Annotated in this window: 16 protein-coding genes and 2 pseudogenes; 8 read left to right on the forward strand and 10 right to left on the reverse strand. The window is 35.5% G+C overall.

Annotation, left to right across the window (positions count from 1 at the left end; all coding sequences use genetic code 11):
- Nucleotides 1-47: 47 nt before the first annotated feature.
- Together kbl and Q0X89_RS00635 are read right to left on the reverse strand one after the other, a co-directional pair.
- Nucleotides 48-1,259 (reverse strand): glycine C-acetyltransferase, encoded by a 1,212-nt coding sequence (gene kbl / locus Q0X89_RS00630; RefSeq protein WP_297690675.1) that lies wholly within the window; start codon nucleotides 1,257-1,259, stop codon nucleotides 48-50.
- Between the two features lie 2 nt (nucleotides 1,260-1,261).
- Nucleotides 1,262-4,360: an exodeoxyribonuclease V subunit beta gene (locus Q0X89_RS00635; RefSeq protein WP_297690676.1), complete on the reverse strand. Its 3,099-nt coding sequence runs from the start codon at nucleotides 4,358-4,360 to the stop codon at nucleotides 1,262-1,264.
- 118 nt (nucleotides 4,361-4,478) lie between these two features.
- Between Q0X89_RS00635 and Q0X89_RS00640 the strand changes: the two genes are divergently transcribed.
- Entirely contained in the window at nucleotides 4,479-5,087 is a 609-nt protein-coding gene (locus tag Q0X89_RS00640; RefSeq protein ID WP_297690677.1) for a superoxide dismutase, read from the forward strand.
- Between the two features lie 897 nt (nucleotides 5,088-5,984).
- On the opposite strand, the pseudogene Q0X89_RS00645 reads toward Q0X89_RS00640, so the two are convergent.
- The 4 genes and pseudogenes from Q0X89_RS00645 to Q0X89_RS00660 all read right to left on the reverse strand — a co-directional run bounded on the left by Q0X89_RS00645 (nucleotide 5,985) and on the right by Q0X89_RS00660 (nucleotide 10,023).
- A pseudogene (locus tag Q0X89_RS00645) lies at nucleotides 5,985-7,765 on the reverse strand (amidophosphoribosyltransferase).
- A gap of 46 nt (nucleotides 7,766-7,811) precedes the next feature.
- Entirely contained in the window at nucleotides 7,812-8,738 is a 927-nt protein-coding gene (locus Q0X89_RS00650; protein ID WP_297690678.1) for a PfkB family carbohydrate kinase, read from the reverse strand.
- A gap of 80 nt (nucleotides 8,739-8,818) precedes the next feature.
- Complete coding sequence (locus tag Q0X89_RS00655; protein WP_297690679.1) at nucleotides 8,819-9,454, reverse strand: ribonuclease H family protein; 636 nt, start codon at nucleotides 9,452-9,454, stop codon at nucleotides 8,819-8,821.
- A 2-nt stretch (nucleotides 9,455-9,456) separates the two neighbouring features.
- The gene (locus Q0X89_RS00660) at nucleotides 9,457-10,023 is read right to left on the reverse strand and encodes a phosphoribosylglycinamide formyltransferase (protein WP_297690680.1); all 567 of its coding nucleotides are present in this window, start codon (nucleotides 10,021-10,023) and stop codon (nucleotides 9,457-9,459) included.
- A 265-nt stretch (nucleotides 10,024-10,288) separates the two neighbouring features.
- Here Q0X89_RS00660 and Q0X89_RS00665 point away from each other — a divergent pair, with 265 nt between their 5' ends.
- From Q0X89_RS00665 to pyk, 5 genes are all read left to right on the forward strand, one after another.
- Nucleotides 10,289-10,522 (forward strand): acyl carrier protein, encoded by a 234-nt coding sequence (locus Q0X89_RS00665; RefSeq protein WP_009778413.1) that lies wholly within the window; start codon nucleotides 10,289-10,291, stop codon nucleotides 10,520-10,522.
- A gap of 110 nt (nucleotides 10,523-10,632) precedes the next feature.
- Nucleotides 10,633-11,883, forward strand: a complete 1,251-nt coding sequence (fabF, locus tag Q0X89_RS00670; protein WP_297690681.1) for a beta-ketoacyl-ACP synthase II — start codon at nucleotides 10,633-10,635, stop codon at nucleotides 11,881-11,883.
- An 8-nt stretch (nucleotides 11,884-11,891) separates the two neighbouring features.
- Nucleotides 11,892-12,635 (forward strand): ribonuclease III, encoded by a 744-nt coding sequence (rnc, locus tag Q0X89_RS00675; protein ID WP_297690682.1) that lies wholly within the window; start codon nucleotides 11,892-11,894, stop codon nucleotides 12,633-12,635.
- Nucleotides 12,636-12,665: 30 nt separating this feature from the next.
- Complete coding sequence (locus tag Q0X89_RS00680; protein ID WP_297690683.1) at nucleotides 12,666-13,130, forward strand: IPExxxVDY family protein; 465 nt, start codon at nucleotides 12,666-12,668, stop codon at nucleotides 13,128-13,130.
- Nucleotides 13,131-13,134: 4 nt separating this feature from the next.
- A complete protein-coding gene (gene pyk / locus Q0X89_RS00685) occupies nucleotides 13,135-14,577 on the forward strand; it encodes a pyruvate kinase (RefSeq protein WP_297690684.1) in 1,443 nt (480 codons plus the stop codon).
- A 31-nt stretch (nucleotides 14,578-14,608) separates the two neighbouring features.
- On the opposite strand, the gene Q0X89_RS00690 is transcribed toward pyk, so the two are convergent.
- Nucleotides 14,609-15,130 (reverse strand): PAS domain-containing protein, encoded by a 522-nt coding sequence (locus Q0X89_RS00690; RefSeq protein WP_297690685.1) that lies wholly within the window; start codon nucleotides 15,128-15,130, stop codon nucleotides 14,609-14,611.
- A 315-nt stretch (nucleotides 15,131-15,445) separates the two neighbouring features.
- A complete protein-coding gene (dinB, locus tag Q0X89_RS00695; protein WP_297690686.1) occupies nucleotides 15,446-16,546 on the reverse strand; it encodes a DNA polymerase IV in 1,101 nt (366 codons plus the stop codon).
- Between the two features lie 33 nt (nucleotides 16,547-16,579).
- Here dinB and Q0X89_RS00700 point away from each other — a divergent pair, with 33 nt between their 5' ends.
- Both Q0X89_RS00700 and Q0X89_RS00705 read left to right on the forward strand, forming a co-directional pair.
- Nucleotides 16,580-17,248, forward strand: coding sequence for an NAD-dependent epimerase/dehydratase family protein (locus Q0X89_RS00700; protein WP_297690687.1), 669 nt, complete (start codon nucleotides 16,580-16,582; stop codon nucleotides 17,246-17,248).
- A 36-nt stretch (nucleotides 17,249-17,284) separates the two neighbouring features.
- Nucleotides 17,285-17,758 (forward strand): CYTH domain-containing protein, encoded by a 474-nt coding sequence (locus Q0X89_RS00705; RefSeq protein WP_297690688.1) that lies wholly within the window; start codon nucleotides 17,285-17,287, stop codon nucleotides 17,756-17,758.
- A gap of 90 nt (nucleotides 17,759-17,848) precedes the next feature.
- On the opposite strand, the gene pheS is transcribed toward Q0X89_RS00705, so the two are convergent.
- Nucleotides 17,849-18,868, reverse strand: coding sequence for a phenylalanine--tRNA ligase subunit alpha (gene pheS, locus Q0X89_RS00710; RefSeq protein WP_297690689.1), 1,020 nt, complete (start codon nucleotides 18,866-18,868; stop codon nucleotides 17,849-17,851).
- Nucleotides 18,869-18,977: 109 nt separating this feature from the next.
- Nucleotides 18,978-19,251: pseudogene (locus Q0X89_RS00715) on the reverse strand (STAS domain-containing protein); the annotation flags it as partial.

A 19,251-nucleotide genomic window follows, 5' to 3' on the forward strand; every position in this document is an offset into this window, starting at 1 on the left:
TTCAAAATTTTAAGTTTAAGTGTTTATTTAGCTGCAAATGTAAGTTGTTAAAAATTATTAACAAAATCAATTTCCTTTAACTCTTTACCAACCTTTATAAATGCATTAATGGCTTTGTCCAAATGCTCAATTTCATGAGCAGCAGATAATTGCACCCGTATTCTTGCCTTATCTTTTGGGACCACAGGGTAAAAGAATCCAATGACATAGATGCCATTATCTAACAACATATTTGCCATTTTTTGTGATAATTTAGCATCATAGAGCATTACAGGCACTATTGCCGAATCCCCATCAATAATATCAAAGCCAGCTTTTTGCATGCCTTTTTTAAAATATTTTGTGTTCTTTTCCAGCTTATCTCTCAAAGAAGTGTCTGCTTCAAGCATTTCAAATACCTTTATAGAAGCGCCAACTATGGTAGGGGCAAGAGAATTGGAAAATAAATAAGGTCTCGAACGTTGCCTTAACATATCAATAATCTCTTTCTTACCCGTAGTATAGCCACCCATGGCCCCGCCTAACGCCTTTCCTAATGTCCCTGTGATTATATCTATCCTGTTCATGACGCCCTTTTCTTCCAAAGTGCCTCTTCCGGTTTCACCTATAAACCCGGTAGCATGGCATTCATCTATCATGACCATTGCATCATATTTATCTGCCAGATCACATATTTTATCCAAAGGGGCCAATAATCCGTCCATAGAAAATACGCCATCGGTAACAATTATTTTAAAACGGGCATTGTCTTTATTGGCTTCAATTAATTTTGTCTCCAGATCAACCATATCACTATTGGCATATCTATATCGCCTGGCCTTGCACAGTCTTACACCATCAATTATAGAGGCGTGATTTAGAGCATCAGAAATAATGGCATCTTCAGCTGAGAATAAAGGTTCAAATACTCCACCATTGGCATCAAAAGCTGCCGCATATAATATGGTATCTTCAGTTCCATAAAATTTTGCAATTCTATGTTCCAATTCTTTATGAATATCCTGTGTGCCGCAAATAAAGCGAACAGACGACATGCCAAAGCCATGAGTATCCAGGGTTTCTTTAGCAGCTTTTATTACTTCGGGATGAGCAGATAAGCCTAAATAATTGTTTGCGCAAAAATTAATCACCTCCTGTCCCCCAGAGACTTTAATCACAGCGTCCTGCTTTGAAGTAATTATGCGTTCTTCTTTGTAGAGACCGGCTTCTTTTATGTTTCTTAGTTCTTCTTGTAAATATTCTTTAATTTTTCCGTACATAGTTAGTTAATGAATTCTGGTGTAATTTTTTTATCAATATAAACTATTATCTTATTTTCAACTAAATATCCCATAGTTTTCAGCGCATCGGCGTAGGTGTATAATTGTTCGTAATATTTTTGCGCTTTTTTACCAGTTTTATAATCAATTATTGTTACTCTCTTTTTGTTAAAGACCATACGATCTGGGCGTAAAATTAGGCCATTTTCGGTTATAATTTCATTTTCATTCTTAACTGTATTCTCTGCTGTATAAAACGACTTTAGTTTAGGATGCGAAATTATTTGAGCCACTATTTCTTTAATTTCAGGACCTTCTTCAGTTTTAAGATCTCCTTTTCTGATCATATGTGTAATTGCCGGTTCAATATCGCTCTCGGTTGTAATAAGTCCCATTATATAATGTATTACATTACCTTTTTTAATTGCTTCCTCTCTTTTACTGTCCCAAAGACTATCGGATTTGGTAACGATATTGAAATTGGCATTATTCTTTTGAGTACCTATAAAAGGAATATTGGGTTGTGCTTCAGGGATAGGCTGATCTGACTCTTTTTCTTCGGTTGATCCAAAGGAATACCTGGTTTTAGTTTCATCCCAAATCCCCTGAGTTTTTAAAAAATGGATAAATAATCCGGAGTAATTATCAGATCTATATTCGTTCTTAGAATTAAGAAGCATTTCAGTGATTATAACCAGCCTGTCAACCGCTCTTGTAAGTGCCACATATAATATATTAAATGCATCCAATTCGAGCCTGTGCTGTTCTTCCTCATAAATTGTTTTGGCTGCTTCCCCATAATGCACTACTTCAGATTTCTTATTTATGAGTACTTCTTTAAATTCTCCAAAATCCTCAACAGGCAACCACAATTTAGGTTCCAGTTCATCATAGATTCCTGTATTGGCAAAAGGGTAAATAACAACTGGAAACTCTAATCCCTTTGCTTTGTGAATGGTCATTATCTGCACTGCATTTAAATTTTCGGGGGCTACAATACTAAGTTTCTCCTTTTTCTTTTCCCAATGGTCTATAAATGAGGCGATACTGATATCCCCTCTTTGTTCCAAATCAATGACCTCATCCATAAAATAAGTAATGTACGCATCTGAATGTTCAACTAAATTGAATTGTTTTATGGCGTATTCCAGGCCATCAGGCAGAGAACTATACTTTAGCTCGTCAATATTAAAGTTGTAAACGTCTTCTAGAGCAGAAAGCAAATTGTTCAAATACTTTTGAATAAATTGATGTTTCTTTTCTCTGTTTGGAGCAAGAAAATACAGTATCTCATAGCAAATTTCTGAATCCTCCGGTGCATTGATATGCTTTAATAAATTGACAAGAAAGTTGACTTTTGGATTATTCTTTAACAAAAGTGTTTCGGAAGAAATAATAGGAATATTTTGCTCTACAAGAAAATCGGCCAAAACAATACCATGTTTACGTTTTCTTGTAAGAATACAGATATCGGCATAATTAAATTTATCTGTTCGTGCTTTTTTTATTGCATTTAATACCTCTTCACAATATGCTAAATCTGTATTTTCCTGGGGCATTTTGATAAAATTCAAATCTACCGATCCGCCTAATTTTTCATTAAAACTTTGTTTGTTGCCATCCATAAAAAGTGAATTATACTTTGGACTACCCAGGAATGGGCATGTTGCGGTAAAAAAGGCGTTGTTAAATTTTATTAGTTCCTGCCTGCTTCTATAATTTGTTTCAAGTGATTTAATTTGGGGTTCTACCACAAAAGGATTTGCTTCATTATTAATGAGATTTAAAAATTGTTCGGCTCGCCCACCGCGCCACCTGTAAATAGCTTGTTTAACATCTCCTACCAATAGGAGTGTTCCCATATTACCCTGCTCATCCTGACTTTCCAGGGCATTACTAATCAAAGGAATAAGATTCTTCCATTGCATTTGTGAAGTATCCTGAAATTCATCAATAAAATAATGACGATATTTTTCTCCAAGCCTTTCATAAATATACGGAGCAGGCTGGTTCCGAATTTCTTTCGATATAATCTTATTGAATGAGGATATTGGAATCTGATCCCGTTCTAATTCAATTGTTTTAATTTCTTGCTGGATTGCGTTTAAAACCGTTAGAGGCACTATATTTAAATAGGAATTCCTTAAAAAAGCCCTGTCATAAATTCTCTTTTTAATTTCTAAAAAACAGCGGTTCAATTCGGAGACAAATTCCGGACCGGGAGACTCAATCCCGGATTTAAAAATTTTACCTTCCCGTAAATTATTTTCTAACTGATTATTGTAAAGCTTAGTTGGATTAAATTCGCTATCACAAATTTTTGCAAAATGGTTTGGAAGTGTTTTCCTTGGAAATACTTCTAATTCCAAACCTGAATGCGTAATAGTATCCAGAGCTTGTTTTGCAATGTCTCTGACTTCACCCTCAATAAGAAGGATCTTTTGTTGAATTAATTTTTTGAGCGTTAAAAAATCCTTAGGGCTTTTGTTTTTCAGCTGTTCAAGGTGGTAAGATTGGTTTTCTTCAAATGATAATTTACCCATTTTTGTAAGGTCGAAAGCAATATCCCAGCTTTTATCGTCCTGAATTTTTTCCAAAGCAAAATCAATCAGCACTTTTGTTAAGACCTTATCCGTCCCGGCTTTATTTATTAGCCGATCAATTCCTTCACCCAATAAAAGGTCTGTGTCCAATACAACTTCAAAATTCTGCGGAATTTTAAGGTCTTTAGCAAAGGTTCTAATTAGCCTGTGCGTGAACTTGTCAATGGTTGAAATATCAAAAAAGGCGTAATTATGAAGGATTTGCCTTAATGTAATATTTGCCCTTTTTTGTAATTGATGGTGCTCAATATTCAGATCTTTGGCTAATAATAAAAATAAGGTGGAAGGCTTTTTAGGGTGACTAAATTCAAACAGGCTATCGAGAATGCGACTTTTCATCTCATTAGCGGCCTTATTTGTAAAGGTTATGGCTAGTATTTGATTAAAAACAGTTGAATTTTCTGTGGAAAGTGCAATTTTTAAATATTCTTGTACCAGCTTAAAGGTTTTCCCCGATCCGGCTGAAGCGTTGTAGATAATAAATGAGCTGTTCTGCACTTATTTTTTATTGCAAATTACACAATCTTAAAGAGTTCTTAACAAATAATTAGGCCAATATAAATGTTAAATAGAGTAACTTTGATTCACTCTAATTATTAACTTAAAACGTTTAGAAATGGCATTTGAATTACCAAAACTACCCTATGCATATGATGCATTAGAACCTCATATTGACGCAAGAACTATGGAGATACACCATACAAAGCATCACAATGGTTATACTACGAAGCTTAACGCAGCTATTGAAAACACAGATCTCGCAACTAAATCTATAGAAGAGATATTAGAAAACTTAGATATGTCTAATGGCGCCGTCCGAAATAATGGAGGAGGGTATTACAATCATGCCTTATTTTGGGAAATTATGTCTCCGGATGGTGGAGGTGAACCAACAGGAGAACTTGCGTCGGCAATTAATGATGCCTATGGTTCATTTGATGCCTTTAAGGAGACTTTTAGTAATGCGGCAGCGACACAATTTGGTTCTGGCTGGGCCTGGCTTTGTGTGCATAAAGGGGGCAAGGTAGAAGTTTGTTCTACACCAAATCAAGATAATTCATTAATGCCCGGCACAGGATGCGGAGGTCATCCAATATTAGGATTGGATGTTTGGGAACATGCTTATTATTTAAATTATCAAAACAGAAGGCCGGATTACGTTAAAGCTTTTTTCAATATTATCAACTGGGATAAAGTTGCTGAATTATACAGTTCCAATAAGTAAATTACGATTAGACTTTAGTCCGGAAGTGATTTGAAAAAAACCTCCCTAATTAATTAGGGAGGTTTTTTTTATTGTATAGAAAAGGGTGGAGAAGCCTCCACCCTTTTCGTCCCAAATCTTACCATAAACTTAACCTACTTATGCTATGGCATTACTAAATTACTGGTATTGTGAGAAATAACAAAGGGAAATTTTTAGGCTTTGTACTTATGCTGAAAGCGGAATCGGGAAGAAAAGTTTTCACTATAAAAAGTATAATTTACTGATAATCAGAAATAAAAAAGGCAGGTTTTCACCTGCCTTTTTCCCCAAATCTTACCATGAACTTAACCTACTTATGCTATGGTCTTCCAAATGTAAGTGAATAAGAAGTTGTGAAAAAAGGTTTTGGACAAACTCCTTTTTAATTGGATGAAATGCGTACTGGTAGGATATCGTTAGATGTGGGAAAAAGAAATATTAAAGAAATTTGTTGTTAGGGGAAAATATACTAAAATAAAAAGGCAGGTTTTCACCTGCCTTTTTCCCCAAATCTTACCATGAACTTAACCTACTTATGCTATGGTTCTTCAAATATATACTAATGCTTCGGAGTCGATTAAAATTTTGGCTAAACTTCTTTTTAATTGGTTGAAATACCTTTGTCTGGCTATTATACTATAATAGGTGAGGAAAAGTCGTATTAAATGTGAAGTAAATTTAAAAAAAAAGGGATGTTAAATAAAAAAGGTGGAGAAGTCTCCACCTTTTTTGCCCCAAATCTTACCATGAACTTAACCTACTTATGCTATGGCAAGTCTAAAGTAACCGCCTTTCGTTCGCTATGGTTAAAAAGCCGATGAATAGCATAAATTATCGATGAAATGCACATATTTGTGTATTTCATCGATAAAAATGTTAATATGCCCTTACGTTTTTACCCTCATAAAAGTTTATAAAAGCCCTGTTTACAACTTTATTTCCCCCGGGGGTTGGGTAATCTCCAGTGAAATACCAATCTCCGAGATTCTTTGGGCATGCCTGATGTAAACTTTCTATGGTTTGGTAAATTATTTGTACTTCAGCTTTAATATCTGCAGGACTTAAAAGATCGCCAATTTTTTTAGATATCTGATCCGCGCTAAAAGGTTGATAAAAGTCTTTTACATAATTAATAACATCTTTATCAGGTGTTTGAACTTGATGTATACACTTCTGATAGATTTCATCAACAAGCTGCATAGAATTATGCTCCTTATGTAATTCAAGAGTGGCCTTAAAGGCTATAAAATCTTCCAGCTTTGCCATATCAATGCCATAACAATCCGGATAACGAATTTGTGGTGCAGAGGAAACAACAATTATTTTCTTAGGGGATAACCTGTCTAAGATCCTTAATATACTTTTCTTCAAGGTGGTGCCCCGAACAATACTATCATCAATGATTACGAGATTGTCATTTTTGTTTACAGAGCCATAAGAAATGTCATAAACGTGGGCTACAAGGTCATCCCTGCTGCTATCCTGGGTTATAAATGTTCTTAGTTTGGCATCCTTAATGGCCACTTTCTCAATCCTGGGTCTAACATCTAGGATCTTATTTAATTCCTCTCTGGTAATATTCGAACCTAATTTTAGAATTTGTTCTTCCTTTTTCTTATTCAAATAGTTCTGTGCTTCTCTGATCATGCCCAAGTAGGAGGTCTCAGCGGTATTCGGAATATATGAAAAGACCGTATTTTTTATATCTCCGTCAATTGCAGACAATATTTGAGGAAAAATCAATTTCCCTAATTCTTTTCGCTCCTGATATATTTCTTTATCGCTACCTCTTGAAAAATATATTCTTTCAAAAGAACACGCTTTTCTTTCCCTTGGTTCTAATATTTCAGTTGAATTGACCCTTCCGTTTTTCTTTATAATTAATGCATTACCGGGTTCGAGTTCCTGAACGTCCTCATATACAACATTAAAAACTGTTTGAATTGCAGCTCTTTCCGAGGCAACTACGACTACCTCATCGTTTTTAAAATAGTAAGCAGGTCTTATACCGGAAGGATCTCTGAGTACAAAAGAGTCTCCATGTCCAAACATACCGGCCATGGTATATCCACCATCCCAATTCTTTGCAGCTTTTCTTAGAATTTTATTACAGTAACAGTATCAGCCATTTCTTTAGGGTGCTGGCCCAATTGTATCAAATTATCAAAAAGCTCATCAACATTAGTCATATTAAAATTACCCGCTACGATAAGATTTCTATGCATCCAGTTATTTTGTCTTAGGAAGGGATGTACACTTTCAATACTGTTCTTGCCAAACGTACCATATCGGACGTGTCCAAGGAGCACCTCGCCTATATATGGAATCTTCCTTTTCTGCAATTCTGTATTGCCTATATATTCGGGATTTTCTTTTAAAGCCGTATTAATACGGTCATTTATCTGCGCAAAAATATCCTGTATTGGTTGTGATTCTACAGAACGAACTCTACTCATATATCGTTCTCCAGGAGACATATCTAATTTAATACTGGCAAAACCAGCACCGTCCTGACCGCGGTTATGCTGTTTTTCCATCATTAAATACATTTTGTTTACCCCGTAAAAAATACTGCCGTATTTTTCCTTATAGTAATCTAATGGCTTTAGCAGCCGTATTAAAGATATTCCACATTCGTGTTTAATGGCGTCACTCATTAGTAAAATGAATTAAAAAAGCCCCGTGAGTCCGAGGCATGTTTTATTATTGTAATTCAATATCAAATTGTGTCAATTCTCTGAATTGACGTAATCTTCTCTCCACTTCTTCTTTTTGCAAATTTGCCATTCTTTCTGTCCCAAAACGCTCTACGCAAAATGATGCCAGATTGGATCCATGGATAACGGCATTTCTTAAATTATTGAAGGATACGTTTTCCGTCTCTGACAAATAACCAACAAAACCCCCTGCAAAAGTATCACCTGCACCGGTAGGATCAAAAACTTCTTCTAAAGGAAGAGCTGGTGCAAAGAAAATATTTTCATTATGGAAAAGTAAAGCGCCATGCTCCCCCTTCTTTATGACCACATATTTTGGGCCCATGCTATGTATTTGAGTTGCAGCTTTTACCAAGGAATATTCATTAGTCAGTTGCCTGGCTTCTTCATCGTTTATAGTAATAATATCTGTATGCTTTATTACCTCCTTTAGTTCTTCCGAAGTATGATTCATCCAATAGTTCATAGTATCCAGGACAATTAACTTTGGTTTTTTTTCCATCTGATTGATAACGCTCATTTGGATGTTGGGATGTAAATTCCCTAACATAACCACATCTGAATTTTTATAGTTTTCAGGCACAATTGGGTTAAAATCTGCCAGCACATTTAGTTCTGTACTGAGCGTATCCCTTGTGTTGAGATCGTTACGATATTTACCGCTCCAAAAAAAAGTCTTACCTCCTTTTACAATTTCTATAGCGGAAATATCAATATTTTTATCCGACAGAAATTGTAGATGTTCATAGGGCAAATCATCTCCAACTACCGAAACAATTGCCGCGTCTGTATCAAATTGTGAAGCGGCCAGACCAATAAATGTTGCAGCTCCACCAAGAATTTTTTCTGTTCTCCCAAAAGGTGTTTCAATAGTATCAAAAGCAACAGTACCAACAATTAAAAGCTTACCCATAGATGAATTTTGAAATACGGTGCAAATATACGCTTTTGAAAGTCCAAATAATCGTAATTAAAAACTAAAAAACAGTATATTCATTTCCTGCCAAAATCTGCAGGAATTTCACCCCATGCTTTAGTTTCCCATTTAACAATAGGAGTATCATATGAATTGTTATTTAACCATTCAATCGCTCTCCGAATAAGATTAAATAAAGGTCTGTTTTTATTGTTCTCCACAAGCTTGGTATTACAGCTTTTTTTTCTCACCCAGCTAATGGCAGTTCTTGAATCTGAATAAATAATTCGATCACTATTTTTTTTCTTCAAATAGGCCAGTCCATGAACTATCGCAAGAAACTCGCCGATATTGTTGGTGCCTTCTATAAACGGCCCTTGTTTAAATAGTCTTTTACCGGTTTTAGTATCTACCCCCTGGTATTCCATTATTCCCGGATTTCCACTTGATGCTGCATCTACAGAAATAGAATGATAATTTGGATCTCCAATTTTTAAAAGATCCTGAGAGGAAAGCTGAGGGCTGTTTTTCTTTTTTCCTTTATATGCCTCGTAATTGCTGTTATAGGCTTTTTTGGCCATTTCAAAATTGGGGAAAGACATATATTGGGCTCCTTTAGCGCCAGATATTGCAGCTTTGCAATCATCCCAAGTTTCATAAATACCTGGTCTCTTGCCTTTCCAAACCACATAAAATTTATTCTTTTTTGCCATTATCACTTAAATAACAGTTTTTCAATTACCCTCGGAAAATGTTCATATTCAAGTTTGTGTACTTTTTGGGCTATGGTTTCCGGGGTATCTGAGGTATCTATTAAGGTCCGTACCTGAGCAATAATTGCCCCCTCGTCATAATGCTCACTGACATAATGAATTGTAATTCCTGTTTCGGGGTCTAAACTCTCCTTTACCGCTTCATGAACCTTCATTCCATACATTCCTTTACCTCCATACTTAGGAAGTAAGGCAGGATGAATATTTATGATTCTATCCGGAAAATAATCAATTATGCTTTTTGGGATTCGCCATAGGAATCCTGCGAGGACAATTAAATCGGGATTAATACTTTTTAAAAAGTCAGATATTAAATCAGATTCTACAAAGGCGTGCCTGTTAAAATACAAAGCACTAATCTTAAGTCGTGCACACCGCTCCAAAACTTTAGCGTCTTTTCTGTTTGTTAGAACGGCGACTATTTCAACTTCATTATTGTCAGAAAAGTAATTGATAATGTTTTCAACATTAGTACCGGAGCCGGAGGCAAAAAGAACTATTCGTTTCATTTAAGCAAAAATATTCTTTTTGAAATTAAGTCCTAAGTTTATTAAAAATATGATTTACAACTGTCAGGAATATTTCAACAATAATCAGAAAAAATGGTCTATTATATTGATTTTAGCTTTATTCCGGGAAGAAAATTTGTGTTGAAACTAATATTCTTGAGTTTAAATTTCTTAAATTACGATACATTTTTACGACAAATAGTGTTATTACATCATAAGTTTTTTATTTTTGCCAACGATTTAAATTTTAAAAACCAAAATTATTATGTCAGACATTGCATCAAGAGTAAAAGCTATCATCGTTGATAAATTAGGAGTTGATGAAAACGAAGTTGTAGCCGAAGCTAGCTTTACCAACGACTTAGGGGCAGATTCATTGGATACTGTTGAGTTGATAATGGAATTTGAAAAGGAATTTGATATTCAGATCCCTGACGATCAAGCAGAAAATATCGCAACAGTTGGCCAAGCTATTAGTTATATAGAAGAAGCCAAATAAATTTATGATTTCTTGATAAAGTTTTATAATTATCCATGCGGTAATCGTGCTGCATGGATAATTTTTTTTAATTTACACTTGGGTTAGACATCAATTTAAAAATAGGTTAAATGCAATTAAAAAGAGTTGTGGTTACTGGACTTGGTGCCTTAACACCTATTGGTAATAACATTGAAGAATACTGGAAAGGTTTGAGAGAAGGCCAAAGTGGATCTGCGCCTATTACCTATTACGACACAGAAAAATTTAAAACAAAATTTGCCTGCGAGTTAAAAAATTATGATTCACAGAATTACTTTGACAGAAAAGAAGCGCGAAAATTAGATAAATTTACTCAATATGCCTTGATTTCTTCAGATGAAGCAATTAAGGATTCTGGTTTAGATCTGGATAAGATAGACAAATTTAGAGTAGGTGTTATCTGGGGTGCCGGAATAGGTGGCCTGGAAACCTTTCAAAATGAGGTGTTAAACTTTGCCGCTGGTGACGGAACGCCAAGATTCAATCCTTTTTTTATTCCAAAAATGATAGCGGATATCGCTCCCGGGAATATTTCAATTAAGCATGGTTTTATGGGGCCTAATTATACAACAGTTTCTGCTTGTGCCTCTTCTGCTAATGCTATGATTGATGCATTAAATTATATCAGATTAGGCTATTGTGATATGGTTGTCTCCGGAGGAAGTGAGGCAGCGGTTACTATTGCAGGGATGGGAGGATTTAATGCTATGCATGCTTTATCTACCCGTAACGATAGCCCGGAAACGGCATCCAGACCTTTTGATGCCACCAGAGACGGTTTTGTACTTGGGGAAGGTGCCGGGGCATTAATTCTGGAAGAATTGGAACATGCGAAAGCACGAGGAGCCAAAATATATGCGGAATTAGTTGGCGGAGGACTATCGAGTGACGCATATCATATGACCGCACCACACCCTGAAGGAATTGGTGTGGTAAAGGTAATGGAAAACTGTTTAAGCGACGCGAATCTTAAACCTGAGGATATTGATGCAATCAATACACATGGTACGGCTACCCCTTTAGGTGATGTTGCTGAATTAAAAGCAATCAGTCAGGTTTTTGGTGATCATGCTCCTAACATAAATATTAATTCTACGAAGTCAATGACAGGGCATTTATTAGGTGCTGCCGGGGCTATTGAAGCTATTGCCTCTATTTTAGCAATGAACCATAATCTGGTTCCACCGACCATAAATCATTCTGTGGTAGATGAAAACATAGATCCAAAGCTAAATTTAACATTAAATAAAGCCCAGAAAAGGGAGGTTAATGTGGCAATGAGTAACACATTTGGTTTTGGTGGACATAATGCATGTGTGGTATTCAAGAAATTTAGCTAAATAGCAAGATGAACTTTCCTTCAAATATATTCAATTCCCATTCTAAAGAGGATGGGGATTTTTTTTTAGGGATTTCAAATATCTTAGGGTTTAAACCTAAAAAACTTAATGTTTACAAAAAGGCCTTCCTTCACAGGTCTGCCAACAAAAAGGATAAAAATGGCCTGCCATTGAATTATGAGAGACTTGAATTTCTTGGCGATTCTATGTTGGGGACTATTATTTCAAGATACTTATACAATGAAGTTCCTAATGGCGATGAAGGGTATCTAACAAAAATGCGCTCTAAAATAGTAAGCAGAAAACATTTAAATGAATTAGGAAAGGATTTGAATCTAATATCATATGTAGAAAGTAGAATTCCCAAATCACATTTTGGGGATAATATCCATGGAAATGTTTTTGAAGCTCTGATAGGTGCAATATATTTAGACAGGGGTTATAAATATTGTGAGAAGTTTATTAATGATAGAGTTATAGAACCATATGTAGACATTGAGCAGCTGGAAGGAAAGGTAATCAGCTATAAAAGTCTTGTAATTGAATGGTGCCAAAAGCAGAAAAAGGAATTCAAATACAAGGTATATGAGGATACAGGTAAGGATCCTTTAAAGCATTTTGCCGTTAAACTTTCAATAGATGAAAGAGTAATGGCCAAAGCAAGGGCTACCTCAAAAAAGAAAGCTGAAGAAAAAGCATCTAAAAGGGCATTTTTCGCCCTTCAGGACAAAATGGGAAGGATACAGATATAATAATCTTATATTTACATTTTACTCAAAGAAATGATCACATTGCATAAATTTTCTGATGATTTTTGTGAAGAAAATTATGTTCTTATTGCATTACATTCTGATTTGGAAGATTATGCTTTGGCATATGCTTTGAATGATGCACTTAAAATAAGTTTAAAAAGATCTAAGACAGATCTCGATATATCTAATGAAACCTCCTATCCTATTTATGAATGGAAAGATAAACTTAATGAAAGGGATTGGACGTTGATCATTAATACCAGTATTAAAGAAGAATATTTAGAAGTTGATGATCTTTTTAGCAACGAAACATCAACTACTGTTTATCATATATTACCTGAATACAAGGATGTAGATTATTTATTAAAAATTGAACAGGAAGAAAATGAAGCAGATAAGGGTATTATGAATTCAATTCTTAAAATACCCAAGATAATTACTGCATATCAAATTGAAACCGCTAATCTAAAATCCAAGCAAAACTTAATTATATAGAAGTATGCCCAGTACAAAAAAGACAAAAATTGTAGCCACCTTGGGGCCGGCAACAAACAAAAGAGAGGTCCTTAAGGAGATGATAGAATCTGGAGTAGATGTCTTTAGAATTAACTTTTCTCATGCTGATTATGAAGATGTTTCCAAGCGTGTCGAAATGATTCGATCACTTAATGAAGAAATGGGAATTTATACGGCCATTTTAGCTGATTTACAAGGCCCGAAATTGAGGGTTGGGGTTATGGGGGGTGAAGTTATTGTTTCCCCAGGCGATGAGATGACCTTTGTAACAGGAGATCCCTTCGAAGGGAATGCCGAAAAAGTATATATGAATTATTCGAGCTTTCCAAAAGACGTAAACCCTGGAGAACGCATTTTGCTGGATGACGGAAAACTAATGTTTGAAGTTCTTACTACCAATAAGGAAAATGAAGTAAGAGCGAAAGTCATTCAGGGAGGTCCATTGAAATCGAAGAAAGGAGTAAACCTTCCAAACACCAATATTAGCTTGCCGGCGCTTACTGAAAAAGATATTGAAGATGCCATTTTCGCTATTTCTCTAGATGTGGATTGGATTGCTTTGTCTTTTGTTAGATTTAGTCAGGACCTTATTGATCTTCAAAATTTAATCAGAGAACATTCAAAACATAAAATTCCAATTATTGCTAAGATTGAAAAACCGGAAGCAGTAAAAAATATTGATAAAATTGTTTCCTATTGCGATGGGATTATGGTAGCACGGGGAGACCTTGGTGTGGAAGTTCCGGCTCAGGAGGTACCACTCATACAAAAGAAATTGGTGTTAAGAGCGAAAAAAGCAAGGATTCCTGTAATTATCGCCACCCAAATGATGGAAACAATGATTACTTCACTTACGCCAACAAGGGCTGAGGTTAATGATGTTGCAAACTCGGTAATGGATGGAGCAGATGCAGTTATGCTTTCGGGCGAGACTTCTGTCGGAAATTATCCGGTTGAGGTTATACAAAAAATGTCCAGTATCCTGCATAGTGTTGAAGGATCTGAATTAATTCAAGTTCCTCAGGAGCCACCCCACATAAGAACAAAAAGGTATATTACTAAATCTGTTTGTTATCATGCGGCCATAATGGCCAACGAAATTAAAGCCAAAGCTATATCCACACTCACAAATAGTGGTTATACGGCTTTCCAAATTTCAGCATGGCGGCCAAGTGCTCATATCCTGGTGTTTACTTCTAACAAGAGAATTTTAACTCAGCTAAACCTGCTATGGGGCGTAAAAACATTTTACTATGACAAGTTTGTTTCAACAGATGAGACTATCGAAGATGTAAACAGTATAGCGTGTAAGAAAGGTTTTTTAGATGTCGGTGATATGCTTATTAGTTTGGCAGCAATGCCAATAAAGAGCAAGGGCATGGTGAATACGCTCCGGGTTACAGAAATTGAAACCTGTACCTTCTAGATCGATTTGTAGAATGATCAGTTAGAAATTCTTATGCTACTTCTCGCTCGTAAGCAATGAAATTTACAATTTTACCCTTTTTATTGAAAATGGGTTCTCCTTTAATCCAACAATTATAGGTTGAGCCATCTTTTCTATAATTGACGACTATAGCTTCAAAAGGCTCCCTGTTTTTAACGGCTTTCGAAATTGCAGCATTAGTTTTTCTGTTGGTTTTTTGGCCCTGAAAAATCTTTGGAGTTTTATCTTTAATCTCATCCAAAGTATAACCATTCATTTTATAAATATTATTTGTGGCATATACAATTTTCAAATCAGGGTCAGTAACAACTATAACCTGCTCCTTCTCAAGAAATTCTTCATCGAAAGTATTTTTGTAAGACCAGCGGTTGTTTTGTGCAAGTGTTTTTAAAATTCTGAGATCGTCAAAATCTTTGCAGGTCTTGTCAAAATAATATCCTGAAATGTCCCAGCTTAAAATAGGTAAAACTTTTACCTGAGTATTTTTGTAGAAACTGGAGGCGGCTTTATCAAAATTTTTAAATTCCTTCATAAATTCTAATTCTTTTAAAGACGATTAAAATGTTTAATATGGAAAGTAAAAGTTTTATCCAAAAAGGGACTTAAACATTCTTTCTCATAGCAATTTTTTTCAATACTACTAAAAGATATTAAAGTGGGAAAATTTAGATAGACTATTAACAGTTTTGTTTAATTATAGCAGTAAACATAGCTGGTTTTAATTCTCAACTCTAAACAAAAAAAGAGCTATTTTCTAGCCATTAAGCAGCGTATGGCTTAAAAACCAGTACTAAAAAACGAAAGATTTGTTATAAAATAAGCAAAAAAGAAAGAACAAAATTTAAGCTTAGAAGTCAAATTTGAGTTGCACTGTAATCATGTCTTTCACCTTATCCGTTTCCTTGATTTCAGTATTCAAATTAGCAAGTGAAAGACCTAACAATCTTACTGAGTTTTCCAGTTTCTCTTGATATAATAATTGTTTAGCGGTCTCTAATATCAAATCTTTATCTGACACAAAATAGGGTAAAGTTTTACTTCGTGTCTGGAGGCTAAAATCACTATATTTTATTTTCAGTGTAATCGTTTTACCAGCAATTTCCGATTTCTTTAACCTGCCCTCAAGTTCTTTGGCTATATGATCTAATCGTTCTAACATGAAAACCTCACTACTAAGATTTTCACTAAAAGTGCGCTCGGCGCCAACAGATTTGGGAACACGTTCAGTTTTCACCGGACTATTATGAATGCCTCTGACAACATGGAAGTAGTGTGCGCCGCTCTTTCCGAAATGATCTTCCAAAAATTCTAGCGATTTGCTTTTCAAATCTTTACCGGTAAAAATGCCAAGGTTATACATTTTAGTGGCAGTCACTTTACCAACGCCGTAAAATTTCCTTATTTCCAAATCTTCAAGGAATTGAATTACTTCTTCCGGGTTCACCGTTTTTTGTCCATTAGGTTTGTTGAAGTCGCTGGCTATTTTGGCTACAAATTTGTTAATAGATATTCCTGCTGAAGCGGTTAAACCTATTTCATTAAAAATTCGTTGCCTTATTTCCTGAGCGATTAGGGTGGCAGAAGGGTTTCCCTTTTTGTTCATTGTAACATCCAGATATGCTTCATCTAATGATAGTGGTTCTACCATGTCCGTATAGTCCTGGAAGATTTCTCTTATTTGTAATGATACTTCTTTGTATCTATGAAATCGTGGTTTAACAAATATAAGATTAGGACAATTTTGTCGAGCCAGATAACCACTCATCGCACTTTTCACTCCATATTTTCGAGCCTCATAGCTTGCTGCGGATACTACACCTCTTTTTTCACTTCCACCTACGGCCAAAGGCTTTCCCCTAAGCTCATGGTTATCCAATTGCTCAACCGAGGCATAAAATGCATCCATGTCTACATGTATTATTTTTCGCAATGGTAATTCATTGTGCATATTCAAATTTAAGGTATATTTAGTCTAATTGAAATGGCGCAAAAAACAGCAATTATATTAGGGGCTACTGGTCTGTGCGGAAGCATTCTATTGCAAATACTTCTCAAAGACAATAGGTATAAGAAAATAAAGCTATTTTCAAGGAAATCGGTTGAAATAAGAGATGAAAAGCTGCAGGAGCACATTATTGACCTGCTGAGATTATCTGATCATGAGAGTGATTTTCTGGCAGATGAAGTATTTTGTTGTATAGGAACTACCAGGGCTAAAACCCCGGATAAAGACCTTTATAAAAAAATTGACTTTGGAATTCCGCTCAACGCTGCATCACTATGTAAAAAAAACAAAATAGGGACATTTGTTGTAATTTCTTCCTTAGGAGCAAATGCTGAAAGCAGGGTTTTTTACACTAAACTGAAGGGCCAAATGGAAAATGCTTTGGTTTCCATGGGAATTCCAAAAATTCACATTTTACAACCATCACTTATTGCAGGTCACAGGGAAGAAAATAGGCCTGGAGAATGGTTTGCAAAAAAAGTATTTCTTGTTCTGAATACTGTTCTGGTTGGACCATTTAGAAAATACAGATCTGTAACTCCTCAAGCAATTGCCCGCAGTATGGTATGGTTGGCAAATAATTCATATGAAAAAATTAAAATTCCTTCTGATAAGATCGCAAATTTGGGGGAAGCAGAAATCTAAGAGTTCTCCAAATCTCGTGTTTAAGTGTGTACGAATATGATAGAAATAGAAAGAAAATATCTGGTGAATTCAAAGGACTACAGATCTTTGGCCTATTCCAAAACACATATTATTCAGGGGTTTTTAAATTCACATCCGGATAGGGTAGTGAGAATAAGAATAGCGGATGACAACGCTTTTTTAACGGTAAAAGGCAGATCTAATTCTTCAGGTACTACTAGATTTGAATGGGAAAAAAAGATACCAGTCTCAGAGGCGGAGCTCCTTTTAGAGCTATGCGAAAAAGAAATTTTGGAGAAAATCCGTTATTGTGTAAAAACGGGGAACCATATTATTGAAGTAGATGAATTTCTTGGTTCTAACGAAGGTTTGGTAGTGGCAGAAATTGAATCTGAAAATGTAAATGACAATATTGAAGTGCCCGCCTGGGTAGGATTGGAAGTAACCGGTGATATCAAATATTACAACTCTCAATTAAGTAAGTACCCCTTTAATGAATGGAAAGGGTGAACTACTTAATTGAATTTCTAATCATATAAAGGCTATATTATAATGCGTATTCATGGGCGGGTTTAATTCTATTATTGCTGACAACAGTATTTAAAAAGCACTTTTAAACTGTTCCAGGAACCTTACGTCATTTTCACTGAGCAAGCGGATATCGGAAATTTGATGAAGAAGTAAGGCAATGCGATCGATGCCCATTCCAAAGGCAAACCCGGAATAAGTTTTGCTATCTATACCGCAATTATCCAATACATTTGGATCTACCATACCACATCCCATTATTTCCAACCAGCCCGTTCCTTTAGTCATCTTATAGTCTGTTTCAGTTTCAAGACCCCAATAAACATCAACCTCGGCACTGGGCTCGGTAAATGGGAAGTAGGATGGTCGAAGTCTTATCTTGGACTTACCAAAAAGCTCTGTAGTAAAAAATTGCAGTGTTTGCTTTAAATCTGCAAATGATACTTTCTTATCAATATATAGCCCTTCTACCTGATGAAAAAAACAGTGTGACCTGGCCGATATTGCCTCGTTTCTATAGACTCTACCGGGGGAGATCGTTCGGATAGGCGGTTTATTGTTTTCCATATACCGTACCTGAACAGAAGAGGTATGTGTGCGTAGGAGCACATCAGGATTAGTTTGAATAAAAAAGGTGTCCTGCATATCTCTTGCAGGATGGTGTTCCGGCAAGTTTAAAGCAGTAAAATTGTGCCAGTCATCTTCAATTTCGGGCCCCTCTGAGACATTAAAACCTATTCTGGAAAAAATATCTATGATCTGGTTTTTTACGATAGAAATAGGATGGCGCACCCCAAGTTCCATTGGTTCGGAAGGTCTTGTAAGATCATTATATATCCTTTTTTCCCGGCTACCAAGTTCGATAGCTTTTTTAAGTGAATTTACCTTTTCAGTGGCCTTACTTTTAAGTTGGTTTATTGTTTGACCATATTCTTTTTTCTCTTCAGCAGGTATATTTTTAAATTCGGAAAAGAAATGATTTAACAGACCTTTTTTGCCAAGGTATTGAATTCGGAATGCTTCAATTTCCTTGGGATTATCTGAAGAGAAATTATCTACTTCTTTTAAATGTTTTTTTAGCTGGTCTATCATCCTCCTAGTAATAAATGCATATTCTAATGAAGGTAATATGCAAAAGAAAAGGCAAATTTATAACAAATATCCATCAAGAAAGCATTTTTAACCTAAAAGCACTAAAGAACTAGGTTTGCTCCATTGCCTCCTGCTGTTCAATCCATTTAACACAATCATCAAAATTTTCAAAAATATGCTCGAGCGGCACCAGATCAGGGATAATGTCAATACGTTCCATCATATATCGCGGTTGATTTAAGATGTCTACAAAAAGAGGTAAGATTTCGTGTTTTCTCAATTCCAGTAGTACTTCTTCCATGGCATAAAGGCCGGTTTGGTCCATATATTGCATACGGCCCAGTCTCATGATTATAATATTGGCAGATCTGGGAATTTGTTCT

Origin of the sequence: uncultured Eudoraea sp. (assembly GCF_947258525.1) — a bacterium.
Lineage (GTDB): Bacteria > Bacteroidota > Bacteroidia > Flavobacteriales > Flavobacteriaceae > Eudoraea.